The 18,892-nt window shown below is 62.6% G+C and carries 11 protein-coding genes; 10 read left to right on the top strand and 1 reads right to left on the bottom strand.

The features are described from left to right. Positions 1–14 precede the first annotated feature (14 nt). From I2I01_RS12265 to I2I01_RS12225, 9 genes are all read left to right on the top strand, one after another. Complete coding sequence (locus I2I01_RS12265) at positions 15–1,547, top strand: tagaturonate reductase (RefSeq protein ID WP_196286780.1); 1,533 nt, start codon at positions 15–17, stop codon at positions 1,545–1,547. A gap of 25 nt (positions 1,548–1,572) precedes the next feature. Further along, a complete protein-coding gene (locus I2I01_RS12260; RefSeq protein WP_196286779.1) occupies positions 1,573–3,228 on the top strand; it encodes a UxaA family hydrolase in 1,656 nt (551 codons plus the stop codon). A 250-nt stretch (positions 3,229–3,478) separates the two neighbouring features. Next, a complete protein-coding gene (uxaC, locus tag I2I01_RS12255) occupies positions 3,479–4,912 on the top strand; it encodes a glucuronate isomerase (RefSeq protein WP_196286778.1) in 1,434 nt (477 codons plus the stop codon). 154 nt (positions 4,913–5,066) lie between these two features. Further along, positions 5,067–6,077 (top strand): sugar kinase, encoded by a 1,011-nt coding sequence (locus tag I2I01_RS12250; protein WP_196286777.1) that lies wholly within the window; start codon positions 5,067–5,069, stop codon positions 6,075–6,077. A 12-nt stretch (positions 6,078–6,089) separates the two neighbouring features. Then, entirely contained in the window at positions 6,090–6,746 is a 657-nt protein-coding gene (locus I2I01_RS12245; protein ID WP_196286776.1) for a beta/alpha barrel domain-containing protein, read from the top strand. A 75-nt stretch (positions 6,747–6,821) separates the two neighbouring features. Beyond that, a complete protein-coding gene (locus tag I2I01_RS12240; RefSeq protein WP_196286775.1) occupies positions 6,822–8,183 on the top strand; it encodes an MFS transporter in 1,362 nt (453 codons plus the stop codon). Between the two features lie 70 nt (positions 8,184–8,253). Then, entirely contained in the window at positions 8,254–8,721 is a 468-nt protein-coding gene (locus tag I2I01_RS12235) for a nuclear transport factor 2 family protein (protein WP_196286774.1), read from the top strand. Between the two features lie 97 nt (positions 8,722–8,818). After that, positions 8,819–9,835: a class 1 fructose-bisphosphatase gene (fbp, locus tag I2I01_RS12230; protein WP_196286773.1), complete on the top strand. Its 1,017-nt coding sequence runs from the start codon at positions 8,819–8,821 to the stop codon at positions 9,833–9,835. A gap of 47 nt (positions 9,836–9,882) precedes the next feature. Beyond that, positions 9,883–11,823, top strand: a complete 1,941-nt coding sequence (locus tag I2I01_RS12225; protein ID WP_196286772.1) for an alpha/beta hydrolase family protein — start codon at positions 9,883–9,885, stop codon at positions 11,821–11,823. Positions 11,824–11,835: 12 nt separating this feature from the next. Here the strand turns inward: I2I01_RS12225 and I2I01_RS12220 are convergent, their stop codons facing one another. Continuing rightward, positions 11,836–12,864, bottom strand: coding sequence for a Gfo/Idh/MocA family protein (locus I2I01_RS12220; protein WP_196286771.1), 1,029 nt, complete (start codon positions 12,862–12,864; stop codon positions 11,836–11,838). Positions 12,865–13,296: 432 nt separating this feature from the next. Between I2I01_RS12220 and I2I01_RS12215 the strand changes: the two genes are divergently transcribed. Then, positions 13,297–18,867, top strand: a complete 5,571-nt coding sequence (locus tag I2I01_RS12215; RefSeq protein ID WP_196287621.1) for a hypothetical protein — start codon at positions 13,297–13,299, stop codon at positions 18,865–18,867. The last annotated feature ends 25 nt before the right edge of the window (positions 18,868–18,892 follow it).

Below are 18,892 nucleotides of genomic sequence, written 5' to 3'. Positions count from 1 at the left end.
ACTATTTCGTCGTAATGGACACTTTGAATCAAGAATTGGCTCTGTCCGCCCCCAGTGCTGCTGCCGCGGTGGCCTGGCCCACCCCGGCACTGTTTGCCCTGCCCGAGAAAGTGCTGCAGTTTGGTACCGGTGTGCTGCTGCGCGGCCTGCCCGATTTCATGATTGACGAGGCCAACCGCCAGGGCGTGTTCAATGGCCGCGTGGTGGTGGTGAAAAGCACCGACGGCGGCGACGCCACCGCCTTCGAGCGCCAGAACGGCCTTTACACCGTGTGCATTCGCGGCGTGGAAGACGGCCGCCCGGTGGAAGAAAACGTGGTGTGCAGCAGCATTAGCCGCGTGCTCTCGGCCAAAAGCCAGTGGGCAGAGGTGTTGGAATTTGCCAAAAGCCCCGACCTGCAGGTGGTGATTTCGAACACCACCGAGGTGGGCATTCAGTTGGTGAACGAAGACATTCACCTCACGCCGCCCTCGTCGTTCCCCGGCAAGCTGCTGGCTGTGCTCTACGCGCGCTTCGAGGCCTTCAAGGGCGACGCCAGCCGCGGCCTGGTGATTGTGCCCACCGAGTTGATTCCCGACAACGGTCGCAAGCTCGAAGCCATTGTGCTGGAGCTGGCCCACCGCAACGACCTGGGCAGCGCCTTCATCGACTGGCTCGAATCGGCTAACTCGTTCTGCAATACCCTGGTGGACCGCATTGTGCCCGGCCGCCCCGAGCCGGCGCTATACGCGCAATTGCAGGAAGAACTGGGCTACCAGGACGAACTGCTGACCATGAGCGAAGCCTACGCATTGTGGGCCATCGAAGGCGACGAAAAGGTGCGCGAGGTGCTTTCGTTCCACTCCGTGGCCAAGGGCGTAGTCATCCGGACCGACATCACCCTTTTCCGCGAGCTGAAGCTGCGCCTGCTGAATGGCACGCACACGCTGAGCTACGCCCTGGCCCACCTGCTGGGCTGCACCACGGTGCGCGAGGCGCTCGAAAATGAGGACATGGCCCGTTTCATCCACAACCTGATGCTGGCCGACTTGCTGCCCGGCATCCCGTACCAGGTGGATGAGAAGGCTGGCCAGCGCTTCGGCATGCAGGTGCTCGACCGTTTCCGCAACCCCTTCCTGGAGCACCGCTGGCTGGCCATTGCCATGCAGGGCACTGCTAAGATGCAGATGCGCAACGTGCCCACGCTGCTGCACTACTACCAGAAGCACAACGCTGTGCCGCACTACGTGGCCCTGGGCTTCGCGGCCTACCTGCTGTTTATGCGCAACACGGCCACCGGCGCCAGCGCCGGCCAGGGCGAAGCCAACGGCGAGCCCTACGCCATTCAGGACGACCGCGCCGGCTACTTCGCCGATTTGTGGGCCAAGCTCTCGCCCGAGGAACTGGCCAGCGCCGCCCTGCGCAACACCGCCCTCTGGGGCCACGACCTCACCCGCCTGCCCGGCTTCGCCGACAAGGTGACCCACTACCTCCACCAACTCCTGGAAGAGGGCCCGTCGGCTACGCTGGCGGCTTTTTTCACTAAAAAAACAGCCTTGGCCAGCTAATTTGAGCCTTCTCTGTTTAGCTACTATGAAACACCAAGTTGCCCGCATCCACCCCGCCGACAATGTGCTCGTGGCCCTCGTCGACCTGCCCATCGGCACCGAAGTGCCCTGGGAAAACGGCTACGTCACCACCACCGAGGCCATTCCGGCCAAGCACAAGCTCGCGCCCCTAGGCCTGAGCGTGGGCCAGCCCGTCACGATGTACGGCGTGCTGGTAGGCAAAGCCAAGGCCGACATTCGCCCCGGCGGCCGCCTCACCACGGCCAACATGCAGCACGCCACCAACAGCTACGACGAGCACGGCCACCAGCGCCCCGCCTGGCAGGCCCCCGACGTATCGAACTGGCAGAACCGCACTTTCATGGGCTACCACCGCGCCGACGGCCGCGTGGGCACCGCCAACTACTGGCTGGTGATTCCGCTGGTGTTCTGCGAAAACCGCAACATCCAGGTGCTGCAGGATGCGCTGATTACCGACCTCGGCTATGCCCGCCGCAAGAACTACCAGCCCGAAACCCGCAAGCTGCTGGAACTGATGCAGGCCGGCCGCTCGGTGGAGGAAATCCTGAGCGCCGACCTCGAAGCCGGTGAAAGCACTGCTCGCAGCCAGCGTCCCTTCCCGAACGTGGACGGCATTCGCTTCCTCTCGCACGAGGGCGGCTGCGGCGGCATCCGCCAGGATGCCCAGACGCTGTGCGGCCTGCTGGCCGGCTACATCACGCACCCCAACGTGGCCGGTGCCACCGTGCTCAGCCTGGGCTGCCAGAACGCGCAGGCCAGCATGCTGCAGGATGAGATTGCCAAGCGCGACCCCAACTTCAGCAAGCCCCTCTACATCCTCGACCAGCAGAAGCTCGGCACCGAGGAAACCCTCATCAGCACCGCGCTGCGCCAAACGTTTGCCGGCCTGATGATTGCCAACCAGGCCCGCCGCGAGCCGGCCCCGCTCAAAGCCCTGAATATTGGCCTCGAGTGCGGCGGTTCAGATGGCTTCTCCGGCATCTCGGCTAACCCGGCTCTGGGCCACGTTTCCGACATGCTGGTGGCCCTGGGCGGCTCGGTCATCCTGGCCGAATTCCCGGAGCTGTGCGGCGTGGAGCAGGAATTGGTGGACCGCAGCGTGGAGCCCGCCATTGCCGAGCGGTTCAGCAGCCTGATGAAGGCCTACGGCGACAGCGCCGTGGCCGTGGGCTCGGGCTTCGACATGAACCCTTCGCCTGGCAACATCCGCGACGGCCTGATTACGGACGCCATGAAATCGGCTGGTGCGGCCCGCAAAGGCGGCTCGTCGCCTGTGGTGGCAGTGCTCGATTATCCGGAGCCCGTCACCAAGCCCGGCCTGAACTTGCTCTGCACGCCCGGCAACGACGTGGAATCGACCACGGCCGAGGTAGGGTCGGGGGCCAACATTGTGCTCTTCACCACCGGCCTGGGCACGCCCACCGGCAACCCCATCGCGCCGGTCATCAAAGTGGCCAGCAACACGGCCCTCGCCAAGCGCATGCCCGACATCATCGACGTGAACACCGGAACGGTGATTGACGGCGAGGAAACCATTGAGCAGGCCGGTGAGCGCATTCTCGACTACGTCATCCGCGTGGCCAGCGGCGAGGAAGAAATTGCCGCCGTGCGCCACGACCAGACCGACTTCATCCCGTGGAAGCGCGGGGTGTCGCTGTAAATTCTCGCCTGTCATCCCGAGCGCAGCGAAGGACCTTCTCACGTCAGCTTTGGCTGAATTACTGCAAGCCGTTTCAACGTGAGAAGGTCCTTCGCTGCGCTCAGGATGACAGCTGGGAATAACAATCTACGCAACCGTTTCCGCTAATAAATACTGCTCTGTGAAGGATACGGCCCCCGCGGCGGCCTACCTTCGGCGCTGAAAGCAGCCGCACTAACCGGGTATCCCACCCATCCCATCTTAGTTGCTCATGAAGCCCTTCCTCAACGACGATTTTCTGCTGCAAACGGCCACGGCCAGCACGCTCTACCACGAGTATGCCAAGGCCATGCCCATTATCGACTATCACAACCATCTCATCCCCGAGCAGATAGCCGAGGACAAGCAGTTCGAAAACATCACCCAAATCTGGCTCTACGGCGACCACTACAAGTGGCGCGCCATGCGGGCCAACGGCGTGCCCGAGCGCTACATCACCGGCGACGCCTCGGACTGGGAGAAGTTTGAGAAATGGGCCGAAACCGTGCCTTACACGCTGCGCAACCCGCTCTACCACTGGACGCACCTGGAGCTGCGCCGCTACTTCGGCATTACGGAACTGCTGAACAAGGATAGCGCCCGCCGCATCTACGACGAGTGCAACGCCAAGCTGCAGACGGCTGAGTACTCGGTGCAAAACCTGCTGAAAATGATGCAGGTAGAAACCCTCTGCACCACCGACGACCCCGCCGATTCGCTGGAGTACCACCAGGCGCTGGCCGCCTCGGGCTTCGGCGTGAACGTGCTGCCCACCTTCCGCGCCGACAAGGCCATGGCGCCGGAATCGGCCGCCGCTTATAACCAGTACCTCGACAAGTTAGCCGCTGCGGCCGAGCTGGAAATCCGCACCTTCGCCGACCTGGAGCAGGCCCTGCGCCGCCGCCACGACTTCTTCGCCAGCATGGGCTGCCGCCTGTCGGACCACGGCCTGGAGCAGATTTACGCCGCCGACTACACCGAGGCCGAAATCGACGCCATTTTCTCGAAAGTGCGCGGCGGGGCTGAGCTGACGGCTGAGGAAGTGCTGAAGTTCAAATCGGCCATGCTGGTGCTGCTGGCCGTGCTGGACTGGGAAAAGGGCTGGACGCAGCAATACCACATCGGCGCGCTGCGCAACAACAACTCGCGCATGCTGCGCGAACTGGGCCCCGACACCGGCTGGGACAGCATCGGCGACTTCTCGCAGGGCCGTGCTCTTTCCACTTTCCTCGACCGCCTCGACGGCCAGGACAAGCTGGCGAAAACTATCATCTATAATTTGAACCCGGCCGACAATGAGCTGATTGCCACAATGATTGGCAACTTCAACGACGGTTCGGTGGCGGGCAAGATTCAGTTTGGCTCCGGCTGGTGGTTCCTCGACCAGAAGGATGGCATGGAAAAACAAATCAACGCTCTAAGCAACATGGGCTTGCTGTCGCGTTTCGTGGGTATGCTTACCGATTCGCGCAGCTTCCTCTCGTACCCGCGCCACGAGTACTTCCGCCGCGTGCTCTGCAACCTGCTCGGCAACGACGTGGAAAACGGCGAGCTGCCGGCCGACATGGACCTGCTCGGCACGATGGTGCAGAACATTTGCTACGGCAACGCCAAGCAGTACTTCGGCTTCGGCAAAGTGGCCGAAACTGCGGCCGTAACGGCGTAATTGCTGAGCCAATCGAACGTCATGCCGAGCGCAGCCGAGGCATCTCGCTCGAATCGTTGCGACGGTCTCAATTACTGCCGCACGCGAGATGCCTCGGCTACGCTCGGCATGACGTTCTTCCAACCAAGACCCTAAGCCCCCAAGTCCCTATTAGATGAAGCAAGTTGTCACGTTTGGCGAAATCATGATGCGGCTGTCGCCGCCGCTGAACTACCGGTTCGCGCAAGCCCAAAGCCTCGAAATCACCTACGGCGGCGGCGACGCCAACGTGGGCGCCTCGCTGGCCGGCCTGGGCGTGCCCGCCGCCCACGTCACCTGCTTCCCCAACAACGACCTGGGCCGCGCCGCCGCCCAGCAATTCCGCGCCCTGGGCGTGAACATGGACGCCACCGTGTACCAGGGCGACCGCCTCGGCCTGTATTTCCTGGAAGTGGGGGCGGGGATGCGCCCTAGCAAGGTGGTGTACGACCGCGCTAACTCGGCCTTTGCTCACCTCGACCCAGCTGCTTTCAACTGGGATGAAATTTTGAAAAATGCCGGCTGGCTGCACTGGACGGGTATCACGCCCGCCATCTCGGCCACCACGGCCGAGGCCACGCGCCAGGCCATAGCCGCCGCGCGCCGCCTGGGCATCACCGTATCGGCTGATGTGAACTACCGCCGCAACCTGTGGCAGTATGGCCAGACGGCCCAGAACGTGATGAGCGAGCTGGTGCAGGGCTGCGATGTGGTGGTGTGCTCCGAGAATGATGCCGAAGACCTGTTCGGCATCGTGCCCGAGCCAGGTACCGACAACAAGTTCGTATCGGTGGCCCGGCAAGTAATGGCGCGGTTTCCGCAAATCAAGCAGGTCATCACCACCCGCCGCAAGACTCACAGCGCCTCGCACAACGGCCTGAAAGGCATTTACTACGACGGTAAGCAGTTCCTCGAAACCGTCACCTACGACATCAACCCCATTGTGGACCGCATTGGCGGGGGCGACGCCTTTATGGCTGGCTTCATCTACGGCGCGCTGAACTACGACAACCCCCAGCAAGCGCTTACCTTCGGCGTAGCTGCCTCGGCCCTGAAGCACACCGTGCACGGCGACATCAACCTGGTGACCGTGGCCGAGGTGGAAGAAATAATGAAAGGCAACACCAGCGGCCGCTTGCTTCGCTAATTAACTAAAAACATGCCCCGACACTCCGCCGACGAAACCCTCGCCACGCTGCTCCGCTACCCGGTGGTGCCCGTGTTCTACCACGCCGATTTAGCTTACACCCAGCGCATTCTGCAGGCGTGCTACACCGGCGGCATCCGCGTGTTTGAGTTTGTGAACCGGGGGGCGCAGGCGCTGGAGGTGTTCACGCAGCTGCAGTCTTTCGTGGCTGAACAGTGCCCCGACATGATTCTGGGCATCGGCACCATTTACACGGCCGAGGAAGCGGCTAAGTTCATTGCGGCCGGGGCCGAGTTCGTGGTGCAGCCCTGCGCCACGGCCGAGGTGGCCGACGTGTGCCGCAGCCGCAACATTCCGTGGCTGCCCGGCGCCATGACGCCTACCGAGATTTACCACGCCAGCCAGTTTGGCGCGGCCGTGGTGAAAATTTTCCCTGGCAACGTGGTAGGTCCCGACTACGTGAAGGCCCTGCGCGGCCCCATGCCCCACATCAAGCTGATGGTGACCGGCGGCGTGGAGCCCACCCGCGAAAGCCTTAGCGCCTGGTTTGGCGCCGGCGTGAATGCCGTGGGCATGGGCTCGCAGCTCTTCAAAAACGCCGATGACACCGCCGCCCTCACCGCCAGCATCACGGAGCTGATGCAGACGGTGGACACGCTAAAAAAATAGTGCCCGCCGGTGCGCTGAGCGTGCCGTTGGGTTGATTCCGAGTAGTGCCCTGGTTTCAAATTCCCGAACTCGATTATGGCTTATTCCACTCAGGCGCCGCCTGATTCCCCGCTGGCCACCGCCAACGCTGCCGTCGGCAAGTACCGCTGGACCATCTGCGGGCTGGTGTTTTTCGCCACCACCATCAACTACCTCGACCGGGCGGTTATTTCGCTGCTGAAGCCCTACCTGGAAAAGGCCTTCAACTGGAACGCCGGCGACTATGCCAACATCGAAATTGCCTTTAAGCTGGCCTACGCGGCCGGTATGGTGGGCGTGGGCCGGGTGATTGACCGGCTCGGCACCAAGCTGGGCTACGCACTGTCGACCGCGCTATGGAGCCTGGCTGCCATGGGCCACGCCATCGTGAGCAGCACCTTCGGCTTCGGGGTGGCGCGGGCCTTCCTGGGCGTGACGGAAGCTGGCAACTTCCCGGCCGCCATCAAAACGGTGGCTGAGTGGTTTCCGCAGCGCGAGCGGGCGCTGGCCACGGGCATCTTCAACTCGGGGGCCAACGTGGGAGCCATTGTGGCGCCGCTGTCGGTGCCGCTGATTGCCGAACAGTTGGGCTGGCAGTGGGCCTTCATCATCACGGGGGCGCTGGGCTTTTTGTGGCTGGTGCTGTGGCAGGTAATGTACACGCCGCCCGCTGAGAACAAGCGCCTGAGCAAAGCCGAATTCGACTACATCAACGCCGACATCCCCGCTGGCTTGCCCGCCGAGGGTGTGACAGAGGAGAAGCCCAAGGCCTCGTGGGGCACGCTCCTGGGCTTCCGCCAAACCTGGGCCTTCGTGGTGGGCAAGTTCCTGACGGACCCCATCTGGTGGTTCTACCTGTTCTGGCTGCCTGATTTCCTGGGCAAGCAGTACGGCCTGAAAGGCACCGATATTGCGCTGCCGGTGGCGGCGGTGTATGTGCTGTCGAGCATCGGCAGCGTGGGCGGCGGCTACCTGCCGCTGAGCTTCATGAAGCGGGGCATGCCCGCTTTCCAGGCCCGCAAACGGGCCATGCTGCTCATTGCGTTCTGCGTGTTCCCCATCGTGTTTGCGCAGTGGCTGGGTGGCATGAATATGTGGCTGGCGGTGCTGGTGATTGGCGTGGCGGCGGCGGCTCACCAGGCCTGGAGCGCCAACATCTTCACCACCGTGTCGGACATGTTCCCGAAGCGGGCCGTGGGTTCCGTCACGGGCATCGGCGGCATGGCCGGTGGCCTGGGCGGCATTGCCCTCACGGCGCTGGTGCAGAAGCGCATGTTTGTGCACTTCGAAAGCATCGGCCAGATTGACAAGGCCTACTACATCATGTTCTTCATCTGCGGCGCGGCTTACTTGCTGGCCTGGGTGCTAATGTTCTCGCTGGTGCCACGCATGGAGCCCATCAAGCTCGACGACGAATAGCAACTTTTCAAACGGCGTGGCGCCTCCCGGGAGCTGCGCCGTTTCGTTTTCTACACTTCTATAACCAGATATGAAAATGCGGCCCCTGCTGCTGGCGTTGTTGCTGGCCCTGCCTTTGTTTGCGCTAGCCCAGGCGCCTAATGCGAAAAACATGACGGTTATTAAAGAAATAGAAGCCCTGGAGCGTCAGCGCTTCGAGGCGCAGGTGAAAAAGGACTATGCTTTCCTGGAAAAGGCTTTTGCCGACGACATGGTGTACACGCACGGCAGCGGCGTGCAAAACACCAAAACCGAGTACATCCAGAGCATCAAGGACGGCAAAAGCCAATACGGCAAAATCGACATTGACGCGTTGAACGTGCGGCCTTACAATGATGGTCAAACGGCTGTGGTGAACGGCACCATTCGCATCACCTCCCCGCCCCAGGCCGATGGCGGCACCAGCGTGGCCCGCATCAAGTACGTGGTGGTGCAAATCAAAGACAAGAAAAAGGGCTGGCAGGTGGTGCTGTGGCAGGCTCAGAAGCAAGCCAACTAGAATCAGTGAACAGTTAACAGTGAGCAGTTAACAAAACGACCTTATTACATTAAAAGCAACCTGTTAACTGCTCACTGTTAACTGCCAATTGACATCCATGTCTCAAGAAGCCCAAGCCAACGAAAACACCCTGGCCACGCCCGTCGGCACCACCCTGGAGCGCTATATCAAGCGCAAGGAAGCCGAGTTTGCCTACGCCACCGGCGAGCTCAGCCAGCTGCTGCGCGACATCGCGCTGGCCGGCAAAATCGTGAACCGCGAAGTGAACCGGGCGGGCCTTTCGCGCATCACCGGCAGCATGGGCGAGAAAAACGTGCAGGGCGAGAACCAGCAGAAGCTTGACGTGGAAGCCAACATCCGTTTCATTCGGGCACTCACGAATGGGGGCGAGGCCTGCGCCATTCTGTCGGAAGAAAACGAGGAAATCATCGAAACCGGCAACCGCAACGGTAAGTACGTGGTGGCCATCGACCCGCTCGACGGCTCGTCGAACATCGACGTGAACGTGAGCATTGGCACCATTTTCAGCATCTACCGTCGGGTGTCGCGCATTGGCGGGCCGGCCCGCAAGGAAGACTTTTTGCAGGGCGGCCGCTCGCAGGTGGCGGCGGGCTACATCCTGTACGGCTCCAGCACCATGCTGGTGTACACCACCGGGCACGGCGTAGCGGGCTTCACTTACGAGAACTCGCTGGGCGAATTCTTCCTCTCGCACCCCGACATCAAGATTCCGCGCCAAGGGCCGGTGTTCAGCTGCAACGAGGGCAACTGGTTCGATTACCCGGAGTTCGTGCGCACTTTCCTGATGACCTGCAAGGAGCGCCGCCTCACTGCCCGCTACGTGGGTTCGCTGGTGGCCGATTACCACCGCAACCTCTTCACCGGCGGCATCTACCTCTACCCGCCCACTGCCACCAAGCCTGAGGGCAAGCTGCGCCTGCTTTACGAAGGCTACCCGTTGGCCTTCATCATCGAGCAGGCCGGTGGCATGGCCGTAACGGGCGCCGATGTGGTGCTTGATGTGCACCCGACTGCTGACCTGCACCAGCGCGCGCCGCTGTTTGTGGGTTCGGCCGATTTGGTGGAAGAACTGCAGGCCGTGGCGGCGCAGTAAGCGCGATGCGGATGCGCGGAAAAGGGTTGCTAATTCTGTGGGCGGCATTGTGCTTCGCTTTAGGCGCCCGCGCCCAGCAGCCCACGGCCAACGTGCTGGACTGGAAGGCGCCCGCCACGCTCAGCACTTACCTGCTGCAGCAGATGCACGCGCAGTACGCACCCCGCGCGGCTGAGCTGGACCAAGCCGCACAGTCGGCGGCCGGCGCGGCGGCCTACCGCGACAGCGTGCGGGCGCGCTTCCGGCGGGTGCTGGGGCCGTTGCCGACGACGCGCACGCCGCTGCGGGCGCAGGTGACGGGCCAGCTGGTACGCGAGGGCTTTCGCATCGAAAAAGTTATCTACGAAAGCACGCCCAACCACCACGTCACGGCCAATCTGTACGTGCCGGCCGGCAAGGGGCGCAAGCCGGGCGTGCTGCTTTTCTGCGGGCATGAGCAGGAGTCGAAGGCCACGGTTTCGTACCAGAAAACTGCTATTTTGCTGGCTCAGCATGGCTTTGTAGTTTTCGTCATCGACCCCATTTCGCAGGGCGAGCGCATGCAGCTGACCGATGCCGCCGGCAAGCCGCTCACCCGCGGCGGCACTACTGAGCATACTTTGCTCAACGCGGGCGCCGCGCTGGTGGGCAGCACTACGCCCGCCGAGCAATTCTGGGACAACAAGCGAGGACTCGACTACCTGCTGACCCGTGCCGAGGTGGACACGGCGCGCCTGGGCTGCCTCGGTAACTCCGGTGGCGCCACCCAAACGGCCTACTTCATGGCCTTGGAGCCGCGCATGAAGGTGGCAGCGCTGTGCAGCTACGTGGCCGCCGGCGAGCGCAACCTGGAGCTGACCGGCCCCGCCGATGGCTGCGTGATGCTGCCCGGTGCCGGCCGCGCCCGCCTCGACCTGGCCGACTGGCCCATCATGTTTGCGCCCAAACCACTACTGGTGCTGGCCGGCCGCTACGACTTCGTGGACTACACCCAGATTCAGGCCGCTACAGCCGAAACACGCCGCATATACGCGGCCTTGGGTAAGGCTGAGCAGGTGGATTTGTTCACCTATGACGACGGCCACGGCATCTCGCAGCCCAAGCGCGAGGCGGCGGTGGCGTGGTTCCGGCGCTGGCTGTATGGCGATGCGGGCCATATTCAGGAAGGCAAACTGGTGGTTTCCTCGGAGAAGGAATTGCGCTGCACCAGTACCGGGCAGGTCAACACCGCTTTCAAAAAGGAGGAAACACTGGCCGCGCAGCATTTAGGTGCGGCGCAGGCGTGGCAGAAGAGCCCAAAGCCGGCGGCCGACTGGACCACACTGGTAGCTGCGGCAACTGGCGCTGCACCGGCCACGCCGCGCAACCTGACCATCTCGGTGCTCGACAGCCTGAAACGGGACGGCATAGCTTGGCAAAAGGTGATTTTGCGCGCCGAGAACGAGCCGCCGCTGCCGCTGTTGCTGGCGCTGCCGACGGGTGCAGCGCCCCGCAAGGTGTTGGTTTGGTTGCCCGATGCAGGCAAGGCAGCCGCGTTGGACAGCTCCACGCAAATCAAGGCCTACCTCAGCCAAGGCACCGCCGTGGTGCTGGCCGACCTGCGCGGGCTGGGCGAAACAACCGACGCGGCCGCCTTCAACGACCCCAAGTATTACAACCGGGAGTATCGCAACGCCATGCTGGCCCTGCACACGGGGAGGCCCCTGCTAGCCCAGCGCCTGGCCGATATTGCCGAGCTCGGCATGTTTGTGCGCAACACCGCGCCCCTCCACACAGTCCCGTTTGAAATCCGGGCCAGCGGCCGGGCGGCGCTGCCGGCCATGCTGGCCACTGTGCTTTCGCCCGCCATCAGCCGCCTCACCGTCGAGGCTTTGCCGCCCTCGTTCCGGCAGCTGCTGGAGCAGCCGGGCACCAAGGACACCTACTCCCAAGTGCTGCCTGGCGTGTTGCGCTACTGGGACGTGCCCGAGTTGCAGCGGGCGCTGGGGGCGCGGCTGCTGGTGCGCTAAATCTCAGGGGCGCTAGCCAGCGGCCGGAGATTCCAGCAACTCGTTTTGCCAGAGCAACTGCTCCGCCTGAATAGGGTAGGGGTCATCGTGCCGGATGGCCTGATACACGGCCTCGAACAAGCCCAGATAGTTGCCGGGCGTGGCCGGGTCGGGCGTAGTGCTCAGCGCGCCATCAGGCCCAGCCAGGGTGAGACGACCTTCTTCGCCAGGCTTCTCGCGGCCGTATTCCGGGGCCTCCGGTGACATGCCGCTTAACAACTGGGCTTCCTGAGGGTCGGTGCGGTGTTTTTGGTAGCTACCCTGGGTGCCGTGCAGCACGTAGGCGGGCACGGGGTCGGCAATGAGCAGGCCTGAGGTCAGCCATACGTTCAGGCCCTGCGGGTAGCGCAGTTGCAGCGAGAAGTAGTCATCTACCTGCGTGTTGGCGCGGTAGTGGCCCACGGTTTTGTGGACGCTCAGGGGGCGGCCAAACAAGCTGATGGCCTGGTCGATGAGGTGGGGGCCGAGGTCGTAGAGCAGGCCGCTGCCGGGCTGGGGCTCTTCCTTGAATTTCTTGGGGTTGAGCGCGGGCTTGTAGCGGTCGAAACGGAAATGCACTTCGATGAGCTGGCCCAGCTGGCCGCTTTCCACCACGCGGCGCACGGCGCCAAAGTCGGTGTCCCAGCGGCGGTTGTGGTAGGCCAGCAGGTGGCGGCCAACTTGCTTAGCCAGCGCCAGCAGTTCCTGCAACTGGGCCACGGAGGTAGCCACAGGCTTTTCGAGCAGCACGTGCTTGCCGGCGCGCAGGGCCTGGCTGGCCAGCTCGAAGTGGGTGCCGCTGGGTGTGTTTACCACCACCAGTTCGATGCTGGGCTCGGCCAGCAGCTCGGCCACGCTGGCGTAGCTGCGGATGCCGGGATAGTCGTGGCGCATGCGCTGCTCGGTGCGCTCGGCCACCGCGTAGAGTTCGAAGCCGGGGTGCGCGGCCAAAAACGGCGCCTGAAAAAGCTTGCCCGACATGCCGTAGGCCAGCAGGGCGGTGCGAATGGGAGCAGTAGTCATGCCTCAAAGTAACGCAGCGGCTGCTTTACCTGGGTGGTGCAGAGCGGTTGCGGAGGCAGTGGCTGTCGGGGCAGGGCAGGCCCCGCCCCGACGTTTTCCGGGCAGTGAATCGAACCTAAAAATGAACATTCGCAAGAACTGCGAAATGGACGTGATGTAGAAAAATATTGATAATCAGTAGGTATTGGTAGCTATTAAATAATATGGCTGGGTTGCTTTTTTGATTGTGCCTAACTTGTACCGGGTTTTTAGCGCAGCGTTGGGCACTATCCTTCGGCCCAGACGTTTGCGTTGAAAAAGCAGCCCGTCGGTTTGGGGCCGCGTCGTTGGTTGGCGCGGGGCCGGATGCGGCGGCACGGCACTGATACATTGAGAATACGGGGCGGCTTTGGGCTTGTTGGGCAAGCTACGCTACTACTGAAAACTGACTTTATGAATCGATATTTGATATTCACGGCGTGGTTGGGCTTGGTGCTGGGCAGCTATTCGGCGGCCTGGGCCCAGACGAAAGCGGCCCCGCCCGGTACCACGCCTGCCGCCGCGCCGCCGCGCTACAAAATCGGCACCCTGGCCACCGACCCCGCCCAGTACATCCTCGACGCGCAAAGTATGATGGCCGCCACCCGCAACGCGGCGGCTATGGCCTCGGCGGCTCGTCTAAAAGAATTGTGGGGCACCAACCGCCTCACGTCGTCGCAGCAGGCGCGCATTGTGGCCCTGTCGCAGGTGATGCTGGCCCAGCACTTCCGGCCACGGCCGCACTTTGAGAGCCTGTTTGGGGCCATTGTGGGCGGAGCCACCACGGCCAAGCTCAGCGACGCGCAGATGGACCAGTACCTCGACGTGCTGAGCCAGACCCTGCAAAAGGAGGCGCCCCAGGAAACTGAGAAGTTTATCACCTCCACCAACCGCTTCTTCAACGGCGGCTACCTATACCACACGGGCTTCAACTCGCTGCGGGCCGTGGGCGGCACCGTGTCGTTTGCCTATTCGCCCATTGCGGCGCCGGTTTCCAACCTCGATTTTGGCAGCGTGGCCCCGGCGCCTAAGGAAGAACCCTTGCCCGCCGCGCCTAAGCCGGCCGCCAAGAAGCCCGTGGCCGCCAAGCCGGTGGCTAAGCCCGCTGCCAAGCCCGCTCCCAAAAAGAAGGCCAGCAGCAGCGGCTGGGACACCGCCGATTTATGGTCGTCGCCCTCGGGTGGCGGCTGGGGCGATGTGGACGACGGCTGGGGAGCGCCCGTGAAGAAAAAAGCGCCGGCTAAGAAGCCGGTAGCCAAAGCTGCGCCTGCTACCAAAGCCAGCCCGGCGGCCACCAAAACGCCTTCGGCCTCGGAGGTGGCCGCCAAAGCGGCCGATTTTGAGACGCCTACCGCCAGCTTCACGCCCTCTGCTACGCCTTACGAGGAGTATCAGGCGCCGCCCGCGCGCGGGCCGGTGCTGGTGATTAAAGACGCGGACCTATTCGTGGCCTCGGCCGGCGACTCGGTGTTTATCAAGAAGGTGAGCGGCACGGCCGTGCCCAATTCCAACCGCTTCATCGGCACGGGCGGGCAGTTTACGTGGTCCATCAACAGCAACCTGGCGACGGCCGAGCTGGCGGGCTTCGACTTCGACATGAGCAAACCTGAGTTTACGGCCCAGCCCGTGACGCTGACCTACTCGGCTGTGCTGGAAGCCCCGGTGAAGGGCGCGCTCAGCTACAAGGCCGTGCGCCGCAAGCCCGGCGTGACGGACAACGGCTACCCGCGCTTTATCTCGCTCACCAACGACGCCCGCATTAAGAACCTGGGCGACAACATTCAGTACCGCGGCGGCATTTCGATGGCCGGTAGCAAGGTGCTCAGCGCCGCCCTCGACGGCTCGCTGGCCAACCTCACGGTGAGCCTCGATGGCAAGCCGAAGTTCAAGGCCGCCTCCCGGGCCTACGTGCTCGGCGACTCAGTGATTACGGCCAGCCGCGCGGCCGTTACCATCTATGAAGGCGCCAAAGACTCGGTGACGCACCCCGGCGCGCAGCTCAAGTACTCCAAAACCAAGCAGCAGCTCAAGCTTTCGCGCGAGGAAGGCTTGTATAAGAACACGCCTTACAGCGACTCCTATCATCAGATGGAAATCCGGACGCAGGCCCTGACCTGGAACTTGCGCCAGCCCACCATCAACTTTGAGGTGCTGTCGTCCAAGAACCAGCAGTCGGCCGACTTTGAGAGCAAGGAGTTTTTCACCAACAACCGCTACCAGCAGCTTAAGAGCATCAACCGCCTGCACCCGTTGCAGATGCTGGTGGGCTACAGCCAGGCCCACGGCAACGTGAAAACCATCAACGTAGCCGACCTGGCCCGCGACCTGCAAACCTCGGAAGACAACATGCGCAGCGCCGCCTCGGGCCTGACGCGCGACGGCTACGTGGCCTGGAACGCCCAAACCGGCGAGGTAACCATCCTGCCCAAAGGCTTCCACTACGTGGCCTCGGCCCGCGACAAGAAGGACTACGACCATATTGCCATCAAGTCCTTGTCGGGCTCGGGCCGCAACGCCACGCTCAACCTGAATACCAACGAGCTGTTGGTGCGCGGCGTGCAGCGTTTCAACTTCTCCGACGACTCGGCCACGGTGTTTGTGCAGCCGGACAGCTCCATCATCCGCATCGGCAAAAACCGCAACATCGACTTTGGCGGTACGGTAGTGGCCTCGGCTATGCGCTTCAAGGGACGGGATTTCAAGTTCGACTACGACGGCTTTTACGTCGACATGGCCAAAATTGACTCCATCGTTATTCGCAGCGAGGCCAAGGACGCCAAGGGCAAGCCCACGGGCAAGAAGGCCGATTTTGCCCTCACCAACAAGGGCAAGACGTCGAGCGGCCGCCTCTACCTGAACGACCCTAAGAACAAGTCGGGCCGCAAGAAGAAGCCGCAATACCCCTCGTTCGACTCCAAAACTGGCTCCAATGTGTTCTTCGGCAAGCAGGACGTGCTGGGCGGCGCCTACGACTCAACGATGGTGTTCGACATCCCACCCTTCAAGCTCGATTCGCTTAACGGCATCGGCAAAACGGCTTCGGGCTTCGACGGTACTTTCCGGAGCGGCGGCATTCTGCCCGATATCAAAACCAAGCTCACGGTGCAGGAAGACGGCTCGCTGGGCTTCACCTACGACGTGCCGAAAGACGGCTTCCCGCTCTACAAAGGCCGCGGCCGGGTGTACAACAAAGTGAAGATGGACGGCAAGGGCCTGCAGGCCGACGGTACGGTGACCTACCAGTCGGGCACATTCACCTCCAACAGCTTCGTGTTCTACCGCGACTCGGTGGTGGCCGTGGGCAAAACCGGCTCTATTGCCGCCAAGAAGACGGCCACGGCCGACATTCCGAAGATGAGCCTGCCCACCGGCTACCTTATGAACTGGAACGTGAAGCAGGACTCGATGTATCTGGCCACGCCAGCCAGCGGCGAGGCCATCAAGCTCTACTCGGGCCCTGTCGACCCCAAAACCAAAACGGCTTCGGGCTACAGCTTCAAGGGCACGGCCTTGCTCACGCCGCGCAACGCGGGCGGCAGCGGCCGGCTGGATGGGCCGCAGTCCTTTATTAAATCGCCGGAGTTCACCTTCAAGACCGACAGCTACTCAGGGCGCAACGCCTCGCTCAGCGTGAAGTCGGCTGAAACGAACAAGCCGGCCCTCACGGCTAGTGACGTGGCGTTTGAGTACAACCTGCAGAAGGGCTACGCCGACTTCAAGCGCGAAGAAGGCAGCAAGGCCAGCATCGACCTGCCTTACTCGAAGTTCAAGACCACGTTGAGCGACGGCCATTGGGACTTCAAGAAAAAGCAGGTGAAGCTGCGCGTGGCGGCCAATTCCGACTCCACGAAGTCGTACTTCTACTCCACCAACCCCGACCAGCAAGGCCTGAAGTTTAAGGCCGCCACCGCCACCTACGACCTGGCCAAGTACCGCATGCAGGTGGGCGGCGTGCCCTACATCGCCTCGGCCGACGCTTGGGTATACCCGGATTCGGGCAAGGTGAGCATTGGCGCCAACGGCAAGCTGCAACGCTTCAAGAACGCCACCGTGGTGCTCGACTCGCTGGCCAAGTTCCACCGCCTGAGCAAGGGCGCCATTGAGGTAGTGTCGAAAACGACCTTTACCGGCTCGGCTGGGTATACCTTCAAAACCGCGCGCGACTCGGTGGCTTTGCGCTTCTCCAACTTCCAGCCCGACTCCGGCGCCGTGGCCGGTGCACGCAAGGGCAAGGGCCTGCTGAGCCGCAAGCCCAAGCCTGTGGCCGACGGCGAAACGCCCCCCGGCCCGGCTACCGTGGCCACAGCCGTGGTGAATGCCAACAGCAAATTCCAGCTCACGCCCCGCATCGGCTACCGCGGCAACGTGCAGCTAAACTCGCAGCGACGAGGCTTTGCCTTCGATGGCCAGGTGCAGCTGCAGTTTGGCAAAAACCGCGCGTCGGCCGAGTGGATTGCAGTGAAGGACTCCATCGACCCGAAGAACTTCAGTCTGAGCTTACAGGATATCAAGAACGAGGAGGGGACGCCGCTCGTGACGGGCCTGTTTGTGTCGGACCAGAGCAACAAGGTATATCCGCTCTACGCCGCCACGGTGCCTAATAACACCGATATTCCCTTGTTCAAGGTGGATGGCAAGCTGCGCTACGACGACCGCAAGGGCGTGTATAGTATCTCGCGCCGCGACCTGGAAGATGTGAACGCCTACGAGGGTTCGGCCATGACCTACATCGACTCGACCAACTCGCTCAGCTTCCGCGGGCCGCTGTCGTTCATTGCCGGCAGCAAGGACTACAAGATGGTAGGCAGCGGCGTGGGCACCGCCAACCCCGACAGCGCCCGCTACTCGGTGGATGCCCTGCTGGGCCTCGACATCAACATGCCGGCCAAAGCCATTGAGGCCATGGGCGCCGACCTGGCCCGCGTCACCAAGGGCTCGGCCGAAGCGTCGGACGGCTCTACCAACGAGCTCTACAAGCTGGCCCAGTTCATTGGCGACAAGGGTGCCGAGGGCTATGCCGGCCACCCCGGCGGGGCCGAGTCCATCATGAAGCTCTCGCCCAAACTGGCCCACACCCTTTTGCTGAGTAAGGTGAACCTGCGCTGGAGCGAGAAGAAACGCGCCTGGTACTCGGTAGGCCCCATTGGCCTGGCCGGCGTGGGCAAAACCTCTCTCAACGCGCTGGTGAATGGCCACGTGGAAATCCGCCGCGACAACGCAACCGATGTGGTGGAAATCTACCTCGAGCCCGAACCCCAGACCTGGTACTACCTAAAATACGCCAACAACCTGCTGCTGACCAAGGCCTCGAACGAGAGCTTCGATGGCGAGATTGGCGGTAAGCAAAAGGGCGACTACCAAACGGCTACGTCCTACGGCGTATTCCTGGGAGAATTCTCCGACGTAGACAACTTCCGCTCTCACTTCCAGAAAGACTACCTGGGCCAGAGCGGCAAGCTGGCCGCGCGCCCGGCCGCCCCGGCGCCCACCGGCAACTTCGACAACTTCGAGGACAAGAAGAAAAAGAAGAAAACCAAGACCGACGACCCCTTCGGCAGCGAAGATGCCAGCGCCAACCCGGGCAGCGCCCCGGCGCAGGACGCCGCCCCGGCCCCCAGCAAAAAGTCTAAGAAGAAGAAAGACAACGACCCCTTCGGCGACGGCACCGTGGACGAGCCAGCGCCTGCTCCGGTAACCAAAGAGAAAACCAAGGAAAAGGAAAAAGCTGCTGCGCCCGCTGCCGCCGACGCTCCGGCTGCCGAACCCAAAAAGGAGAAAGCCAAGGAAAAGGAAGCTGCTCCGGCCACCGATGCAGCTGCCGAGCCCGACGCCGCGCAGTCGAAGAAGGAAGCCGAGCGCGAGGCCAAGGAAGCCGAGAAGCGGAAAAAAGAGGAAGAGAAAGCCGCCAAGGCCGCTGAGAAGGCCAAGCAGGAGGAAGAAAAGCGCAAGAAGAAAAACGAGAACGACCCGTTCGGGGATAGCTAGGCCCAACGGCCGGTTTAGCTGAAAC

Origin of the sequence: Hymenobacter properus (assembly GCF_015694735.1) — a bacterium.
In the GTDB taxonomy this organism is placed as follows: domain Bacteria; phylum Bacteroidota; class Bacteroidia; order Cytophagales; family Hymenobacteraceae; genus Hymenobacter; species Hymenobacter properus.
Note: the sequence above shows the minus strand (reverse complement) of the source record. Positions and strands in the feature narration are given on the sequence as shown.

What these genes read in the sequence shown, in the direction of transcription:
- I2I01_RS12220 (WP_196286771.1), bottom strand. Translation starts at nt 12,864, where the DNA reads ATGACTACTGCTCCCATTCGCACCGCCCTGCTGGCCTACGGCATGTCG.
- I2I01_RS12215 (WP_196287621.1), top strand. Translation starts at nt 13,297, where the DNA reads ATGAATCGATATTTGATATTCACGGCGTGGTTGGGCTTGGTGCTGGGC.
- fbp (WP_196286773.1), top strand. Translation starts at nt 8,819, where the DNA reads ATGTCTCAAGAAGCCCAAGCCAACGAAAACACCCTGGCCACGCCCGTC.
- I2I01_RS12250 (WP_196286777.1), top strand. Translation starts at nt 5,067, where the DNA reads ATGAAGCAAGTTGTCACGTTTGGCGAAATCATGATGCGGCTGTCGCCG.
- I2I01_RS12260 (WP_196286779.1), top strand. Translation starts at nt 1,573, where the DNA reads ATGAAACACCAAGTTGCCCGCATCCACCCCGCCGACAATGTGCTCGTG.
- I2I01_RS12245 (WP_196286776.1), top strand. Translation starts at nt 6,090, where the DNA reads ATGCCCCGACACTCCGCCGACGAAACCCTCGCCACGCTGCTCCGCTAC.
- I2I01_RS12235 (WP_196286774.1), top strand. Translation starts at nt 8,254, where the DNA reads ATGAAAATGCGGCCCCTGCTGCTGGCGTTGTTGCTGGCCCTGCCTTTG.
- uxaC (WP_196286778.1), top strand. Translation starts at nt 3,479, where the DNA reads ATGAAGCCCTTCCTCAACGACGATTTTCTGCTGCAAACGGCCACGGCC.
- I2I01_RS12240 (WP_196286775.1), top strand. Translation starts at nt 6,822, where the DNA reads ATGGCTTATTCCACTCAGGCGCCGCCTGATTCCCCGCTGGCCACCGCC.
- I2I01_RS12265 (WP_196286780.1), top strand. Translation starts at nt 15, where the DNA reads ATGGACACTTTGAATCAAGAATTGGCTCTGTCCGCCCCCAGTGCTGCT.